Origin of the sequence: Methylophaga thalassica (genome assembly GCF_030159795.1) — a bacterium.
In the GTDB taxonomy this organism is placed as follows: Bacteria; Pseudomonadota; Gammaproteobacteria; order Nitrosococcales; family Methylophagaceae; genus Methylophaga; species Methylophaga thalassica.
Window position 1 is genome coordinate 793,219 of sequence record NZ_BSND01000003.1, and the last position, 17,463, is coordinate 810,681.

At 43.9% G+C, this 17,463-nt stretch carries 12 protein-coding genes and 1 pseudogene; 6 read left to right on the plus strand and 7 right to left on the minus strand.

Annotated features, from left to right (window positions below; genetic code table 11):
* Complete coding sequence (locus QQL60_RS04040; protein WP_284722495.1) at positions 1–882, plus strand: diguanylate cyclase; 882 nt, start codon at positions 1–3, stop codon at positions 880–882.
* 15 nt (positions 883–897) lie between these two features.
* Here the strand turns inward: QQL60_RS04040 and rlmF are convergent, their stop codons facing one another.
* The 3 genes and pseudogenes from rlmF to QQL60_RS04055 all read right to left on the minus strand — a co-directional run bounded on the left by rlmF (position 898) and on the right by QQL60_RS04055 (position 5,708).
* Positions 898–1,788: a 23S rRNA (adenine(1618)-N(6))-methyltransferase RlmF gene (gene rlmF, locus QQL60_RS04045; RefSeq protein WP_284722496.1), complete on the minus strand. Its 891-nt coding sequence runs from the start codon at positions 1,786–1,788 to the stop codon at positions 898–900.
* Between the two features lie 136 nt (positions 1,789–1,924).
* Positions 1,925–3,075, minus strand: a pseudogene (locus QQL60_RS04050) (O-acetylhomoserine aminocarboxypropyltransferase/cysteine synthase family protein).
* Between the two features lie 176 nt (positions 3,076–3,251).
* On the minus strand, positions 3,252–5,708 hold the full coding sequence (locus QQL60_RS04055) for a heavy metal translocating P-type ATPase (RefSeq protein WP_284722497.1): 2,457 nt from the start codon (positions 5,706–5,708) through the stop codon (positions 3,252–3,254).
* A gap of 136 nt (positions 5,709–5,844) precedes the next feature.
* Between QQL60_RS04055 and QQL60_RS04060 the strand changes: the two genes are divergently transcribed.
* Positions 5,845–6,240: a MerR family transcriptional regulator gene (locus tag QQL60_RS04060; protein ID WP_007145360.1), complete on the plus strand. Its 396-nt coding sequence runs from the start codon at positions 5,845–5,847 to the stop codon at positions 6,238–6,240.
* A 20-nt stretch (positions 6,241–6,260) separates the two neighbouring features.
* Here the strand turns inward: QQL60_RS04060 and QQL60_RS04065 are convergent, their stop codons facing one another.
* From QQL60_RS04065 to QQL60_RS04080, 4 genes are all read right to left on the minus strand, one after another.
* The gene (locus tag QQL60_RS04065; protein ID WP_284722498.1) at positions 6,261–9,401 is read right to left on the minus strand and encodes an efflux RND transporter permease subunit; all 3,141 of its coding nucleotides are present in this window, start codon (positions 9,399–9,401) and stop codon (positions 6,261–6,263) included.
* Complete coding sequence (locus QQL60_RS04070) at positions 9,394–10,776, minus strand: efflux RND transporter periplasmic adaptor subunit (protein ID WP_284722499.1); 1,383 nt, start codon at positions 10,774–10,776, stop codon at positions 9,394–9,396. Before QQL60_RS04070 ends, QQL60_RS04065 begins: the two co-directional genes overlap by 8 nt.
* Positions 10,769–12,097 carry a TolC family protein gene (locus QQL60_RS04075; protein ID WP_284722500.1) on the minus strand — a complete coding sequence of 443 codons (1,329 nt, stop codon included), beginning with the start codon at positions 12,095–12,097 and terminating at the stop codon, positions 10,769–10,771. Before QQL60_RS04075 ends, QQL60_RS04070 begins: the two co-directional genes overlap by 8 nt.
* 442 nt (positions 12,098–12,539) lie before the next feature.
* Entirely contained in the window at positions 12,540–12,944 is a 405-nt protein-coding gene (locus tag QQL60_RS04080; protein ID WP_007145354.1) for a hypothetical protein, read from the minus strand.
* Between the two features lie 106 nt (positions 12,945–13,050).
* Here QQL60_RS04080 and QQL60_RS04085 point away from each other — a divergent pair, with 106 nt between their 5' ends.
* From QQL60_RS04085 to QQL60_RS04100, 4 genes are all read left to right on the plus strand, one after another.
* A complete protein-coding gene (locus QQL60_RS04085; protein WP_007145353.1) occupies positions 13,051–13,554 on the plus strand; it encodes a methylated-DNA--[protein]-cysteine S-methyltransferase in 504 nt (167 codons plus the stop codon).
* 609 nt (positions 13,555–14,163) lie between these two features.
* The gene (locus tag QQL60_RS04090; protein WP_284722501.1) at positions 14,164–15,423 is read left to right on the plus strand and encodes a hypothetical protein; all 1,260 of its coding nucleotides are present in this window, start codon (positions 14,164–14,166) and stop codon (positions 15,421–15,423) included.
* Positions 15,423–15,845, plus strand: a complete 423-nt coding sequence (locus QQL60_RS04095; protein WP_007145350.1) for a type 2 periplasmic-binding domain-containing protein — start codon at positions 15,423–15,425, stop codon at positions 15,843–15,845. Before QQL60_RS04090 ends, QQL60_RS04095 begins: the two co-directional genes overlap by 1 nt.
* A complete protein-coding gene (locus QQL60_RS04100; RefSeq protein WP_284722502.1) occupies positions 15,835–17,457 on the plus strand; it encodes a diguanylate cyclase in 1,623 nt (540 codons plus the stop codon). The genes QQL60_RS04095 and QQL60_RS04100 overlap by 11 nt, the downstream gene beginning before the upstream one ends.
* The last annotated feature ends 6 nt before the right edge of the window (positions 17,458–17,463 follow it).

Here is a 17,463-nt window from a genome sequence, read left to right on the forward strand (position 1 = left end):
ATGACAACGGTGATTCACCAACAATTACGCTTCGTTATTGATGAAATTGATAAAGCGATAGACAGTCATCAACAATGGTATCAACGGCTTTTGCGGGTGTTAGTGTCGCGCGTGGTACCTGATGAAAAAGATCTCAAAAATGATGCACATAAGTCATGTGAATTTGGTGAGTGGTTGTACACCTCACATATCGAGCTGATTCAGGACCATCCCACCTTTGTGTCGTTAGGGCATGCCCATGAGAATATGCATAAAAGCGCTAAACAACTTATCGAACTTGTTGTGTCTGAACAAGCGATACCAGTCACTATGTTTGATGAATTTAACCATGACCTGGAAAAAATGCGCACACAATTCCAAGCATTACGTCATGAATTCGCCAACTTGGTACAAAACTTAGATCCTTTAACGGGGGCTCAGACCCGTGCCGGTATGCAGGCTGAGTTAAATAAAGAACATGCTATGGCAAAGCGAAGCCTGCAACCCAGTGCATTGGCTATGCTTGATCTGGACCACTTTAAACAGGTGAATGATAACTACGGGCACTCAGTCGGCGATGAGGTATTGATTAAAACGGTCGCGTGTTTACAGCACGTATTGAGACCTTATGATCAGCTGTATCGCTATGGTGGCGAAGAGTTCCTGATTTGCATGCCCAATACCACATTAGAACAAGCCGAACATGTGGCAGAGCGTATTCGCAGCATGGTTGCAGAACAGCAGATTATTTACGATAAAGAAGGTAACACATTACAAGTCACGGCCTCGATTGGTGTGACATCCCTTGATCCCGCCTATAGTGTTGACGATGCCATAAACAAGGTGGATGAAGCCATGTACGAGGCGAAAGCGGCTGGTCGCAACTTAGTGAAGGTTCGTTAGCGACTGCTGACCGTTTTAATTAAATGTCCAGGCGAGGATACGTGTGATTTTGTTACCTTGATACATATCAATTTGTTTTACCTCAGTGGCGTCCAGTTTTTGAATTAACTTAATTGCCGGTTTTACGTTCTCAATTTTTGAGACCAGACTGGTAAACCAGCGACATTGCTCGGCAAATGCCTGACTCTCACGAATCATCTTTTTGATAAACAGTTTTTCACCGCCATTGCACCATAATTCGGCGGCTGAACCGCCAAAATTCAATGTAGGCTTATTGGTTTTTAGCTTTAAATTATGTAGTTTTTGTTGATGCGTTTTTAATGCTTCTTCAGCAGAAGCATGAAAAGGCGGATTACACACGCTCACATCAAATCGCTCACCTTGCTTAATGATGCCTTCAAATATGTGATGTGGATTTGGCTGGTGACGCAGTGTCACCTGTGTTTGTAATGTTGTGTTTTTATCGAGTATAGCGGCGACATTGTTGAGTGACGTTTCATTGATATCACTGCCCACACATTGCCAGCCATAACACCGACTGGCTAACAGAGAATAAATGCCATTGGCGCCAATACCTATATCGAGCATTCTGATATCGCTAGTACGCTCTGAAACACCTAATAAATCAGCTATGTAGTGGATATAGTCGACGCGTCCAGGAATCGGCGGGCACAAGGCACCATCGGGGATAGACCAGTCCTTGATTTGATAATGATGTGCCAGCAGAGCGGCATTAAGCTGTTTGACGGCCTCAGCATCACTGTAGTCGATAGATAAATGACCAAAATCATTGGTGAATACAAAAGCGTCTATGGGGCGATGACTGGCTATCAACCCAAGAAAGTCATAACCGTGATTATGAAGGTTTCTAGGATGTAAACCTTTGTCAGGTGAGCGTTTAGTCATTTTTTTGATAGGCGTTGGCTATGGCACGGAGAGCGCTCTCAACTTAATGAGATGCCATTATAAGCGTGGCGAGTGGCAATAAAAAATAATATGCTCAACCTGACCGTGAGATCAGGTTGAGATAAATAAAGCTGTTTTATGCTTTTTCCAGTGCCTGAGCGATATCAGCAATAATGTCGTCAATATGTTCAATCCCGACCGAAATCCGCACTAAGTCTTCTGATACGCCTGCGGTGGCCAGCTCTTCCGGGTTTAACTGACGATGAGTGGTGGTAGCAGGGTGGCAGGCCAGTGATTTTGCATCACCAATATTGACCAGACGTAAAATCATCTGCAAAGCATCAATAAAGCGGGCACCTGCTTCTTTGCCTCCGGTGATGCCAAAGCTGAGAATACCGGAAGCCTGACCTTTGGTAATTTTCTGGCAGACCGCATGATAGGGGCTGTTTTCTAAAGCCGCGTAATTGACCCATTCCACTTTAGGGTGTTGTTGCAAATAATTAGCGACTTTCAGTGCATTCTCACAGTGACGTTCCATTCTTAAACCCAAGGTTTCAAGACCCTGCATTAATAAAAAGGCACTGTGAGGAGACAAGGCTGAACCCGTATTACGCAGCGGAATGACACGACAACGACCAATATAGGCGGCAGGCCCTAATGCTTCTGTATAGACCACGCCATGGTAAGAAGGATCAGGTTCGTTAAGCATCGGGAAACGATCTTTATTCGCCACCCAGTCAAAACGACCTGAGTCGACAATCATGCCGCCAACTGTTGTGCCATGACCGCCGACCAACGCTGTATATCAACGATATTACCGGCAGGGTTACCAATTGATTCACAGAATAAGGCTTTGGTTTTCTCGTCAATCAGGCTTTCGATTTTGTCGTAATCGTCAAAAGAGGCCATACGCACCGTAATCCCTTGTCGCGGGAAGGTATGTGCAAACAGGTTGAAGCTACCACCATAGAGTTGAGTGCTGCTGACAATATTGTCACCTGCTTCCGCAATCGCCTGGATAGCATAGGTAATCGCTGACATGCCGGATGCCACGGCCAGACCAGCAATACCGCCTTCCATCTCGGCAAGACGTTTTTCCAGCACGTCATTGGTTGGGTTCATAATTCGTGTGTAAATATTGCCCGGAACTTTCAGGTCAAATAAATCAGCGCCGTGCTGAGTATCGTCAAACGTATATGAGGTCGTTTGGTAGATAGGAACGGCAGCTGATTTAGTCGTCGGTTCAGATTCATAACCGTGATGTAAGGCGAGTGATTCTAATCGCATAATTCTCTCCATAAGCGCTGAGTTATATCATTTTATTGTGGTTAAGCTTGTCTACATGGCAGAGATTAACATGAGTACGCATGATGAGAGGTAATTGGTCACATGAGATATAAAAAGCAGAGCCACAAGACCATGACTCTGCTTTAAAGAAGAACAAGTTTAAGCTTCTGAAAAGCTTATAACTTTAACCGGCGTAAGCGTAAAGCATTGCCAATAACGGATACTGAGCTGAGACTCATCGCGGCGGCTGCCACCATCGGCGAAAGCAATAATCCAAAAAATGGATATAAAATCCCGGCGGCCACGGGCACACCCAGCGAGTTATAAATAAAGGCAAAGAACAGGTTTTGTCGGATATTTTTCATGGTGGCCCGACTCAGTTTGAGCGCCTGATAAATACCTCTTAAATCACCTTTCACTAGAGTCATGCCAGCGCTTTCAACAGCGACATCGGTGCCTGTGCCCATCGCTATACCAATGTTTGCCTGAGCCAGTGCTGGCGCATCGTTGATACCATCACCAGCCATTGCGACAATACGTCCCTGACTTTGCAAATCTTTAATATGCTGATTTTTCTGTTCCGGTTGCACATCAGCATGCACTTCATCAATGTTCAGCTGTTTTGCCACAGCATTGGCTGTGACATGATTGTCACCGGTCAGCATCACAATACGGATACCTTCTTTATGCAAGGCATCAATAGCGGCTTTGGTGGTGTCTTTAATCGGATCTGCGACGGCAACTAGTCCAGCTGCTTGACCGTCTACAGCCAGTAACATCACGCTGTCACCTTGCTGACGTAATGCTTCTGCTCGTGATTCAAGCCCACTGACATCAACCTTATTGGCTTGCATCAAGGCTTTATTGCCAAACAAAATAGATTTACCATCAACGCTGCCGCTGATTCCCTGACCGGTATGTGACTGAAACTGTTTGGCTTCAGCAAGTGATAGATTTTGTTTTTTTGCTGCCGCAATTAATGCGGTTGCCAGCGGATGTTCGCTATGTTGCTCCAGGCTGGCAGCCCACTGCAATAAAGCATTTTTTTCAAAGCCAACAACGGCTTCGATAACAGAAAGCTCAGGTTTACCTTGAGTTAAGGTGCCGGTTTTATCGACAACTAGCGTGTCGATTTTTTCCATACTCTCTAAGGCTTCTGCATTTTTAATCAACACACCATGAGCTGCACCACGGCCGGTGCCCACCATAATTGACATCGGCGTCGCCAAACCCAGAGCACAAGGGCAGGCAATGATTAATACTGCCACAGCATTGATTAAAGCATGTGCCAGTTTTGGATCGGGACCGACTACAAACCAGACAATAAACGTAATAACGGCCACTGCAATCACAGTCGGTACAAAATAGCCTGCGACTTTATCTACCAGTTTTTGTATTGGTGCCCGGGAACGCTGTGCTTCAGCGACCATTTTCACGATTTGTGAGAGCAGGGTGTCACTACCCACTTTTTCAGCCTGCATTAACAAACTACCAGTGCCGTTGACTGTGCCACCGACCAGTTTGTCATCGACTTTTTTATTCACCGGCATGGCTTCGCCTGTGACCATGGATTCATCAATGTGACTTTCGCCTTCGATGACCAAGCCATCAACAGGAATTTTCTCACCAGGACGAATCCGTAATTTGTCACCCACTTTGACTTGATCCAGTGGGATATCTTTTTCATGGCCACAGTCGGTGACTTTTCGTGCTGTTTTTGGCGCCAAATCCATTAATAGTTTGATGGCAGTATTGGTTTGGCTGCGAGCCCTCAATTCTAATACTTGACCCAACAGTACTAACACCGTAATGACGGCGGCAGCTTCAAAGTAAACGGCTACCACACCGTCGTGTTGCATGCTGACTGGAAATACGCCAGGAAAGAGCAATGCAATGATGCTGTATGTCCAGGCGACACTCACGCCAAGTCCGATCAGGGTGAACATATTTAAGTGGCCAGTTTTTACTGATTGCACAGCACGCACCAGAAATGGCCAGCCAGCCCAGAATACAACAGGTGTGGCGAGTATGAATTCTGCCCAATGCCATTGTTGGATACTGGTATCTACTGGAAACAGTGATGGTGCCATCTCTAGTAACATGGCAATAAAAAACACAGGTAACGCTAATAAACCACCAACGATGAAGCGTTTCAGCATGTCTTTGTATTCGCTGTTATCCGGTTCGACTTCAACTGTTGTTGCTTCCAGTGCCATACCACAGATTGGACAATCCCCCGGCTCATCTTGTTGGATTTCTGGATGCATAGGGCAGGTGTATTGGGTTTTTTGACTAGAAGAAACGGGATTTTCAGGTTCTAAAGCCATGCCACATTTCGGGCAGCTGCCGGGACCATCATTACGTACACCTTCACACATAGGGCAAATATAGTCGCCTTTAGCGCCGGATTGAGCATGCGGGTGATTATCAGGATTAGGCTGATGATCATGTTTGCCACTGCAACAGCTTTTAGCTGAATCTGTTTCAGGTTTATTAAGATAAAACTGTGGGTCAGCCTTAAAATTATTTAAGCAGTGTTGAGAACAAAAGACGTAATTTTTATGCTTATGGCTGGTTTGGTATTTCGCTGTTTTTTCATCAACCTGCATACCGCATACGGGATCAGTCGTCATTGTCTTCTCCTGAAATAGTTTGCTTTATCAATATGATAACGCTGTTATTCACCCAATGGTTTATCACTGTAGTGATTATGATGATTGAGTTGTTTAGACTATAGAGTACGTACCATAGTACAGAGTCAAGAGCCTTATGAAAAAAGACAGTTGGACCATTGGACAATTCGCTAAACAAGTCGATGTGACGGTGGAAACCGTCCGTTATTATCAACGTAAAGGTCTGCTTGATATACCTGTAGCTAATGGAGGTATTCGACGATATGGCATGCAGGATCTTCGCCGCCTTAAATTCATTCGCAAAGCCCAGGAAGCCGGGTTTACTTTGCGTGAAATTAAAGAGCTGATCGGGCTCGACTCGACACAAGACCATCATCGTGCCTTCCAGCTCGCCATGCGACGATTACATGAGTTGGATGCCAAAATAGCCGAAATGCAGCAAGCCCGTGACAGTCTTAAACGCCTGGCGGGTAACTGTGCCGCAGGCGGCGAAAGCAAACCTTGTGCAATACTGGCGGCGTTTAATGTCTGATTTATGTTTGCATTACACATCTATTTTCGATGCTCAATAAACTGTAAAACCAGACCATAAATTAACGGTAAAACAAACAGCGCTAATACGGTAACGGAAATCATTCCGCCTACCATAGGCGCAGCAATGCGCTGCATCACATCACTGCCGGTACCATGACTCCATAAAATGGGCAGCAGGCCAGCGGTAATGGCGATAGCGGTCATGGCAACTGGACGGACTCTTTCTGCACTGCCTGAAAACACAGCTTGCCAGATAGCCTCTTTGGTGAGTTGTTGTTGTGGGTTCTGTTTCCTGACTTCATCTATCTTCTGATCGATAAAGGTTAGAACTAACACACCAATCTCAGCAGCAACGCCAGCTAGTGCAATAAAACCGACAGCAACGGCAACAGAGAAGTTAAATCCAAGCCAATAGAGCAACCATAAACCGCCAATGCTGGCAAACGGAATCGACAGCATCACGATAAGCGGTGACCGAATATTACGGAAGTTGAGGTATAACAATAAAAAGATAAGTAACAGTGTCAGAGGAATCACTAATTTAAGTCGCTCTGCTGCCCGTTGCATATACTCAAACTGCCCTGACCAACTGAGGGTATAACCCGGTGGCAGCGATACCTTTTCATCAATCAATTGACGTGCTTTCTCTACATAGCCGCCGATATCATCGGATTTTATATCAATATAGACCCAGGCATTGGGCCGTGAGTTTTCTGTCTTGATGACTGGGGCACCGCGTTTGAGACTCAAATCTGCCAGCTGCGATAAGGGTATCTGAGCCCCCGTTGGCGCGGATATCAGGGTGCGTTTAAGCTCATTTAAGTTATCACGCATATCCCGTGGATAACGCAAATTGACGGGATATCGCTCCAGGCCTTCAACCGTATAGGTGACATTCATGCCGCCAATGGCTGTCTGGATAACATCTTGTACATCGGCGATATGCAATCCATAACGCGCAATTTCATCTCTGTTGATGTTGATATCAACAAAATATCCCCCCGTGGCCTTATCTCCAAACGCCGATAAGGTTTCCGGTAAGGTCTTAACCAACTGTTCAACTTGGGCCGTCAGTATATTGAGCTCGGTTAAACTGGGGCCACTGATTTTAATACCGACGGGGGTTTTAATGCCGGTAGATAACATATCCAGCCGTGTTTTAATGGGCATTGTCCAGCTGTTGGTCAGGCCTGGAAACTGGATGGCGTCATCCAGCTCATTCATCAGCTCACGCGTGGTTTTGGCCGGATCAGGCCATTGTTCACGGGGTTTTAAACGAATGGTCGTTTCGAACATGGATAACGGGGCAGGATCCGTGGCGGTTTCAGCGCGACCTGCTTTGCCAAATACCGACGCCACTTCTGGAAAGGTAGTGAGAATCTTATCCGTTTGCTGAACTAACTCCCGCGCTTTAGAGATGGACAGGCCGGGGTAGGTCGTCGGCATATACAAAATATCACCTTCATCGAGTGGTGGCATAAACTCGCTACCTGTTCGTTGTATCGGAATGATGCTGACAGCTAACAGCAGTGCTGTGATGAGCAGTACGGAAAAGCGGTAACGAATGCAAAACTTCAGCACCGGCCGATGAAGTCCATGTAATAAGCGATTTAAAGGGTTTTTTTCTTCGGCAAGAATATTACCGCGAATGAGTAAGCCCATTAGAACGGGTACTAAACTAATGGCCAATATAGCTGCTGCTGCCATCGCATAGGTTTTGGTGAAAGCCAATGGGCTGAATAAACGACCTTCCTGAGCCTGAAGCGTGAATACCGGCAGAAAGGACACCGTGATAATCAGAAGCGAGAAAAATAAAGCCGGTCCTACTTCTTTAGAAGCATCCGCTATTGCTTGCCAGCGTTCAGAAGAAGAGAGTTTTCTGCCTAAGTCAGTTGCGGCTTTTTCCAGATGTTTGTGTGCATTTTCAATCATCACGATGGCACCATCAATCATCGCACCTATCGCAATCGCAATGCCGCCAAGTGACATGATATTGGCATTAATGCCTTGCCAGTGCATCACAATAAATGCCATCAATATGCCAATAGGTAAGGTAACAATCGCGACCAGTGCAGAGCGGGCATGGAACAGAAAAACAATACAAATCAAGCTGACAATCAGCGATTCTTCCAGCAGCTTATGTTTCAGATTATTCACACCACGATGAATCAAATCACTGCGGTCATAAACCGCCTGTATTTCAACACCTTCTGGCAGACTTTTTTCCAGTTCCTTAAGCTTCTTCTTCACATTATTAATGGTGCTGAGTGCATTTTCGCCATAACGCATGACCACAATACCGCCGGCGACTTCACCTTCACCATTCAGCTCGGCAAGTCCACGACGTAAGTCAGGCCCGTAGTGAATATTAGCAATATCGGCCAGACGAATTGGGGTGCCATCTTCAGTCACACTGACGGCAATGGAACGAATATCATCAAGTGACTGGATGTAACCCAATCCACGCACCATATATTCGGTTTCTGCCATTTCAATTAATTTACCGCCAACATCACTATTCGAACGCTGGATGGCTGTTTTCACTTTGGATAATGGAATGTGGTAATTCAGCAGGGCATTGGGATCCACTTCGATTTGATATTGTTTGACATAACCGCCGATCGAAGCCACTTCTGCCACGCCATCTACGGTTTGCAGTGGATAACGTAAATACCAGTCCTGTATGGAACGCAGTTGTGCTAAGTCATGACGACCACTTGTATCGACTAACGCATATTCATACACCCAGCCAACTCCGGTTGCATCGGGTCCAAGACTTGGCGATACACCTTCTGGCAGGCGGTTACTGACATAATTCAGATATTCCAGTACCCGTGACCTAGCCCAATACATATCAGTATTGTCTTCAAAAATAATGTAAACAAACGACAGACCAAAAAAGGAATAGCCGCGTACAGACTTTGCTTTAGGCACGGCTAACATGGCTGTCGTTAAAGGATATGTCACTTGATCCTCAACGACTTGTGGTGCTTGTCCCGGATATTGTGTAAAGACAATCACCTGAACATCAGACAGGTCCGGAATGGCATCCAGAGAAACATTTTTCAGACTCCAGATACCGGCGGCGACCAGAAAGCTTGCTGCCAGTAAAACCAGTAGCTTTTCACGTAATGCCAGATCGATGATGGACTTAATCATGGTGATGATGCTCCATCTCTGGCATGGTCATTGACGAAGATGATGCGGGTGCTAGCATGTCCTGTCCGAGCATGTTTTGTTGATGATCTTGCATTTCTTCAGAAGCGGGGGCGTCAATTGCCCGCATTTTCTCAGTCGTTTCATTAAGTTTAGACTCAGAATCAATCAAGAACTGACTAGACGTTACCACCTCGTCACCCACTTTCACTCCGTTCAGGATTTGCGTCCTGCCATCGGCACTTAATCCGGTAGTGACCTTACGCGGTTCAAACTGGCCCGCTGCTCTCATAATAAATACCTGCTCTTTATCACCTGAGCGAATAATGGCTTCAGTCGGTACCGTAATGGCTTCAGGCTGATTTTTGGTATGAATGGTGACATTGGCAAACATGTCCGGTTTTAATAGCAAATCCGGATTATCAAATGCCATACGCACTTTAATGGTTCTGGTTGCAGCTTCAGCATAGGGATATATATAAGAAAGTGTGCCTTTAAAGGTTTTTCCGGGAATGGCGGTTAATTGCATATCGACGGCATCATTTTCACTGACCCAGGGCAGATCAGACTCATACACCTGTGCTATAACCCAGACTTTACTGAGATCGGCCAGCATATATAACTCAGTTTGTGGTGTGACATACTGGCCTTCACGGGCGCCGATATTAATCACTGTGCCATTAAACGGAGAATGAATATGCAGCGCTTTAGGTATATTGCCTGTTTTCACCATATCGTGAATTTGATGCTCTGGCACATCCAGCAATGCCAGGCGTTCCCGTGCTGAAACGACCATTTGCTCTGCACTGCGACGGATATCATCGAAAGGACTGTTTTCCAGCGTTTTTGCACTGCTGATCGCCAGCAGATATTCCTGTGAGCTGGTGACCAGTTGTGGCGAATAGACACTCAATAACATCGTGTTTTTATTGACCTGAGTACCGGTCTTATCAACAAAAAGCTTTTCAACCCATCCCTCAGTTTTGGGATGAAGTTTAGATATGCGCTCTTCATCATAGGTCACCTTACCGACTGTACGAATAAGGTGCGATAAGCTGGAAAGTTTGGCAGTTGCGGTACGAACACCGATATTCTGTTCGGTGACCGGATCAATTTTAACCGTACCAGCTTTTTCTGGTGCAGAGGTCTCGTCTTCATAAACCGGTATATAGTCCATTCCCATGTGGTCTTTAGCAGGAACTGGCGACGTGACTTCCGGGTTCATTGGATTACGGTAATACAATGGTTTGGCCGGTTTTTGTGTGGTTTCTGCTGTCACGGCTGGTGGGCTGGTCAAGTGCTGATATGCCATTAAACCGCCAGTGCCAATCAATAATCCGCTGATTAAACTGATAAATATAGACGTTGTTTTATTCATAAAAAGTGTCCTTACCTACACTGGCCTCGAGATTAGCTAATGCCGTTTTTGCAGTTTTTACGCTAAGCCATAATTGTGTTTCGTAGTCATAAAGTGTGATTTGTGCTCTTATCAGGTTAAGAAAGTCGACTTTATTCACCTGATAACCCGATAGCATTGACGCTATGGTTTGTCGGGCCTGAGGTAGGATGCCTGTATTTAATAAACTATATTGCTGACGTGCCTGCTCATATTGCGTCATGTAATTAGCAATCTCTGCTTGAACCTGATTCCAGCTATCCTGATAGGCGAACTGTTGTTGTTTTAATTCACTGTTTTTTTGTGAAATGGCCATTTTTTGTTTTTTGTCGGCAAATAACGGCACGTTAATTCCGACTTGCAATGACAGCATGTCACTACGATCAGAGCCATCCAGGTTATTGCCTTGTCTGAGACCATAAGCTGCCGAAACGTTGAAATCAGGTAGCATGTTTTTTTCAGCTAAGGCTTTATCTTCTGCTGCTGCAGCAATCAGGTGTTTTTGCTGTTGTAGAAACGGCCTGTTTTGTTTCGCGAGATGGAGAATTTCTGCAGCAGATTTAATATCAGGGAGAGTGGTATCAATATACTGAGAGGCCGGAAGCTGAATGGGCGTATGCGTAGGTCTGCTAAGTAAGGTGTTGAGTGTGATAACCAACTGTTCACGTTGACTGTTTAACTCAATCTCACGGTTTAGGAGTTTGGATAATTCCAGTTGAGCCAGCAGCACATCCTGCTGCAGACCATGTCCGACACGATATTTTGTTTCAGCAATATCGATAAATTGTTTAAGCAACGTTTTATTGCTGGAAATTATCGTCAACGTCTTTTCCAGATAAAACAATTGCCACCAGTAGCTTGTTATAGATTTAATTAGCTGCTGTTTATACTCTGTCGTCATAAACGCGCTGGCACTGGCACGTTCAGTGGCCGCTTGTTGTTTCAGTGCTAACTTGCCTGGAAATGGAATCTCCTGACTAATGCCTAATTGCCACTGAGTCATAGCTTCTTGTGATGTGTTCAGGCTATCCGTAGGCAGGTTAACCAGGCCCATACTGATCATGGGATCCGGCAGGCTGCCAAGCTGTGAGGGCAGCGCAGACATTGCTTCAGCCTGAGCCTGACGCTGGGCAAGACCTGGGTTGGACTGCTCAGCCAAGGCTATGGCTGTATCCAGCGTTAAAACAGCGTGTACCTGCTCAACGCGCTCTTTGGTATCTTCAGCCGCATAAGCGGATGGTATGAGGAAAATCAGTGGTAAAAAAATTAACCACGCGGTAATGGTTGTATTCCATTGCTTCATAAGCTTCACCAATCATTAATAATGATATAAGCACAGATGTGCTGTGGCCTCACGGAAATGAGGAGATAGGTGTTATAAGCTTATGGGGGGCCTGAACAGGGAGCTGTGTTGCTCTGTTGGTTTTGCTTCAATCTGACTCATGGTCAGCAGAATAAAAAGAGGCTGATTAATGGAAAGATAAGACTTCGTTGGCAGTGTGACAGTGTTGAAACAGCTGTGATGACTGGATTGACAATGATCCATATTCATACAATGCGGACACTCTTTTGATGACGTTTCTGCACAGTGTTTCTGAGTATCAGAAGATTGAACATGATGCGACGAAGAGTGAGACATATCTGAACGCATTTCTGCTTTGTCTGCGTGCGCTGACCATGATGACAATGTCATCATCAGTGTCATGCAAAGCAGTAGCAAATGTGTCGTTAATGTTTTCACTAGTTTATTCAGTCGCGTTTTGTTTTTCTTTAAATTCTGCTTTTATGGTTTCCAGTGCAGGTGGGACGGCGTCACAAGCTTCAATGTTACCAGTACACTGACTACATTCATATGCTTTCCAGCCAGCAGCAATATATTCTTCTTTATGCGGACTGGGTAAGCGGTTGGCAATGCCTATTGTGGACTTGGCCCGTGTAGAAATATAGCCATACTCACCTTTACAAAAACGGAGTTGATCCGGATTTTTTTTGAGATCATATTTTTGATGAATTTCGATACCTACTTCACGTAAATAATGAAGCTCAGCATATAATTTTTGTAAACTGTCTCCGCTATATTGAGAGCTGATGTTGCCAGCAAATACAGCAGGGCATAAAAATAATAACGACAAGAGGCGAAAGGTTCTCAATGGTTTACTCCTCAGTATTCAATTAACTTTTGGCAGTTTTGAATACGATTAAGTTCAATCGTTTATATGGTATATGAAAAATGCATTCAGTAGGGAGGACAAGTTCATGGTGTTTTATGAATTAGGGATTTCCAGCCTAGGTTGTCTACTGGTGGCTAGAAATAACAGAGCTATATGCTTTGTTGCATTGGCTGATGACCCCGACCTTTTGGTTGAGCATCTCCAAGAAAAATATCCACATGCAAAACAACAGCAAAATGATACTTTACTAACCAGCTATTTAATCCGGATATTAAACTATATCGAGTCACCAAAAGGTGAGTTAGATTTACCGATTGAAATGGAAGGAACGACGTTTCAAAAATCAGTATGGATGACCTTACAGCAAGTTCCTGTTGGGCAAACCAGAACCTATACCGAGCTGGCAAACATGCTGGGAAAACCCTCGGCTGTGAGAGCTGTCGCCAATGCTTGTGCCGCAAATTCATTGGCTTTGCTGGTACCTTGTCATCGGATTGTTAATAAAAACGGCACGCTGTCAGGCTATCGATGGGGTGTAGAACGTAAACAAATTTTATTGGGTCGTGAAAAGGCCTTGTTGACAGTTTGATCTTGTCTTTTTTTGTCTGCTTTACAGGGTTTGTCAAGCTTTTATTCGATAGCAGTGGTTAAATATTGACCACCATTTAAAGCTCGTCAGAAAAGAGTCACTTACAGATTTACCAGAAACTTATCCACATGCTTATCCACTGAAATTGTGGGTAATGTGTATAAATTATTCGAGATAATTATCTTCGTATCATTCATAAAGCTTTTGTCTTTTCTCTCATCATCCGAAAACTGGCTCTTGGTTAAAATTTAACCATGTCATAAAGCTTGTCATAAAAGAGTCACTTACAGCTTTACCAGAAACTTATCCACATGCTTATCCACCGTTTTTGTGAGTAAAGTGAATAAAACTTTAGATTGACGATGAGATTTATGAATTTTATAGATGTAGCTATATCAACAATCTTCACGCTTTTTTTGCAATGGTTAAAAATTAACCATCATGTAAAGTTTGTCGTAAAAGAATCACTTACAGATTTACCAGAAAGTTATCCACATTGTTTTCCACAGAAACTGTGAGTAAGTGCGAAACGCCTGAATAAAGGGGGATAATTCATTTAAGAACAACAAAATGCAGGAAAATATCTATATAATCCATGTGGATTTTGTCATGAGCGTGGGTGTTGGCTTGCTAAATGTTAAACACAGTTTTTTATTAATCGGATTGTTATTGACGTTACCATTTCGATGTGAGGCCTTAGATACGGGTATTGAGGGCTTGTCTGTGAATGGTTACGGCACATTAGGCCTCATCTACAATGACAGCGATAATATTCTCTATCGCAACTCCATCGAACAAGAGGGCAGTGGGCATGGATTTGATTCAGCAACCGAGTCTAACCTTGGCCTGCAAATTGATTACATTTTCAACCAGCAGTTAAATTTCACCACACAATTTGTTTTCATAGACAGACCTGAGCAGTCATTTAACAACACCCTTAAATCAGCTTTTTTTACCTATCATTTTGATAATCGTTTTGAAATTGGGTTTGGTCGTTTACCGAATGATGTCTTCATGTCATCAGAATATAAAAATGTTGGTTTTGCTCGTTTATGGACGCATTTGCCCGTCGCGTTTTATGGCCAGCTAGCGGGTGAATCCTACGATGGCGCAAAATTAAGCCATCACTTCAGATTAGGGGATGGTGTGTTGACCTCGTCTGTATGGGCGGGTCGAAGCAACTTTCCTTATGACAGTAATGGTGAGGCAAAAAAGATAAAGTTTGAGCCGAACTTTGGGGCAGGGCTGCGCTGGGAAAATCAGACCTGGTTATTAAGACTTCTTTACTCACAAGCCAGAATTAATGACAAAGACGATCCTGCCGCTGCATTTGACGATGCGTTAATACAAGCATCCAAGTTTGGCTGGCCCGAAGCGGCTTCTATCGCGGGTTTTTCGATTAATGATACCTGGCTGAGATATGTTACCGCGGGACTCAGCTATGATAAAGACGACTGGCTTGTTCAAAGTGAATTGAGCGTTGTTAAGGCAGAAACAAGTACGCATGATAAATACGCTTCTGCTTATTTGAGTGTGGGGCATCGGTTTGGTGCTGTGACCCCCTATTTTATTGTCAGCAAATTTACCACGCTGGGTAGTCGAGAAACCATACCACCTGCACCTGCATTCATTACATCATATCAACGATTACAATCAATCGCTCAGGCTGCGTCAAATGGCATTTATGCTGACCAAAGTACGCTTGGTATCGGCGCTCGTTGGGATGTTTCGCAAACGGTTTCATTAAAAGCGCAATGGGATCGTACCTGGGTTGAGAAGTATGGCGACTTTATCTTTGAACAAAAAAACCAAATAGATAAACAGCATATTTTTAACGTATTCAGTCTGACCGTGGACTTTATATTCTGATGAAGACGATATTAGTATTAGCAATATTGTGTTTATCGCTGGTGCCATCCTTAGCAGCCTCAGGAGAGATTGCTGTGGTTGCAAATAAAAACAATCCACTAGCCGCGCTGAGTAAGCAGCAGATTGTTGATATTTTTATGGGGCGGACAAAATTTTATTCGACCGGACAAAGAATAGTGTTACTAGATCAGGAGATTGCGTCTCCAGCGAGAAGAGATTTTTATCAAAATCTGGTTAATAAAACACTCAATGAAATCAATTCCTACCGCGCCCGACTCTTATTTTCTGGTCGATTTGCTTTACCTAAGGAAGTCAGTGATGATGAGATGATAAAGTGGTTAGAAAAAGATTCTAATGCAATCGGCTATATTGAGGCTGATAAGGTGAATGACTCATTAAAAGTCCTGGGTTATGTTGACTAAGCTTCGCACAAGTATTGCCACTCGATTAGCATTCATATTGATCCTGGCTGGTGTTGTGTCTGCATTATCAACAGGATATTTGTTTTACAGTTATACCTATTCAAAAGAGTTTGCTCAAAGTCAGAAAAATATCCGACAACTCGCTCATGCCGTATCTCATACAGCTGCAATCGCTGCTTATTTAGATGATCTGACACTGGCTAAAGAAGTCGTTGAGGGGATTGCAGGCAGTGATTTAGTCAAAGCTGTGGAGTTAAAGTCAACGCAGGAATCGCTAGCTTTACGTGGTACGGTACCTGATGGCGCTCAAACAATGAAGTTTGATTTGGAATCTCCTTTTTCAAGCGGTGAAATGGTTGGTAAATTAAATCTTGTGCCGAATGTCGCTTTGATTAAGTCGGATGCGAGAAAGGCCGCTATCAATCACGTTATATTAATTTCTGTTCAGACGTTTGTTTTGATCACACTTATTATTTTCTTATTAAATACACAGTTGATAACTGAAATAAAACGGCTTGCCAGTCGTTTGCATGGTATTCGGATTGGCAGTGAAGAGCGAATTATTCCAACTCAGTCTCACCAATACGATGAAATTGGTTTATTAACCCACGATATAAATGAGTTATTAAATTCGGTCGAGGAGAATATTAATCTTGAAAGAACGCTTCGACTTGAAGTGGAAGCGTTAGAAAACCGATTCAGAGATATTTTCGAACAGTCCAGTCACGGTATCGCCATTGTCGATATTGATGGCAAAATGAGGCTACATAACCCGTCTTTCAAACAGATTATTGGTGATGAATGTTTTCAGAAGATTTCAAAGCAAGACTCCCTTTCCTTTTTTGCACTATTTGATGAAGAAAAAAGTCGCTTGGAATCAGCTGCCGCTGAAGTTTTATCGAGTGGTGAGTCACGAGCAGTTGATATAAAAGTTGAGGAGGGGTCACAAACGAGGTGGTTATACTGCCTTATTTCGGTCATGACAGACGATGATAAGACGTCGTCTTTTGAAATTGTCTTGCAAGATATTTCAGAGCGTCGCAATCGGGAAGAAAAGTTAAAGGGGCAGGCTGAAGTCGATGCCTTAACCAATTTGTATAATCGCGGTGCAGGTGAGAATAAAATTGAACAACTTATCTCATCTTCGGACTCTAAGCGGTTTTCATATGGCCTGTTTATGATTGATTTGGATGGGTTTAAACCTGTTAATGATCAATTTGGCCATGAAGCAGGAGACAGAGTGCTTATAGCGGTTGCAAATCGATTATTAGGTTCAATTCGTGCTGAAGATATTGCGATACGTTGGGGAGGCGATGAATTTGTTGTTTTTGCCAGATTAACCACGGATTTATCAGAAGCGAGCAGTATTGCAGAAAAACTGTTAAATATATTACAGCAACCAATCGAATGTCAGTCTGATATGAGTGTGACTATCAGTGCTAGCATTGGCATCGCGCTCTATCCATTCAATGCTGATAATATTGAGACATTACTCAAGTACGCTGATCTTGCGATGTATGAAGTCAAATCACACAACAAAAACAGTTATAACTTTTTCAAACAACCCACATTCAAGACGTCAGAGACACAAAGTGTGATCACCGGATTTTAGAATGCC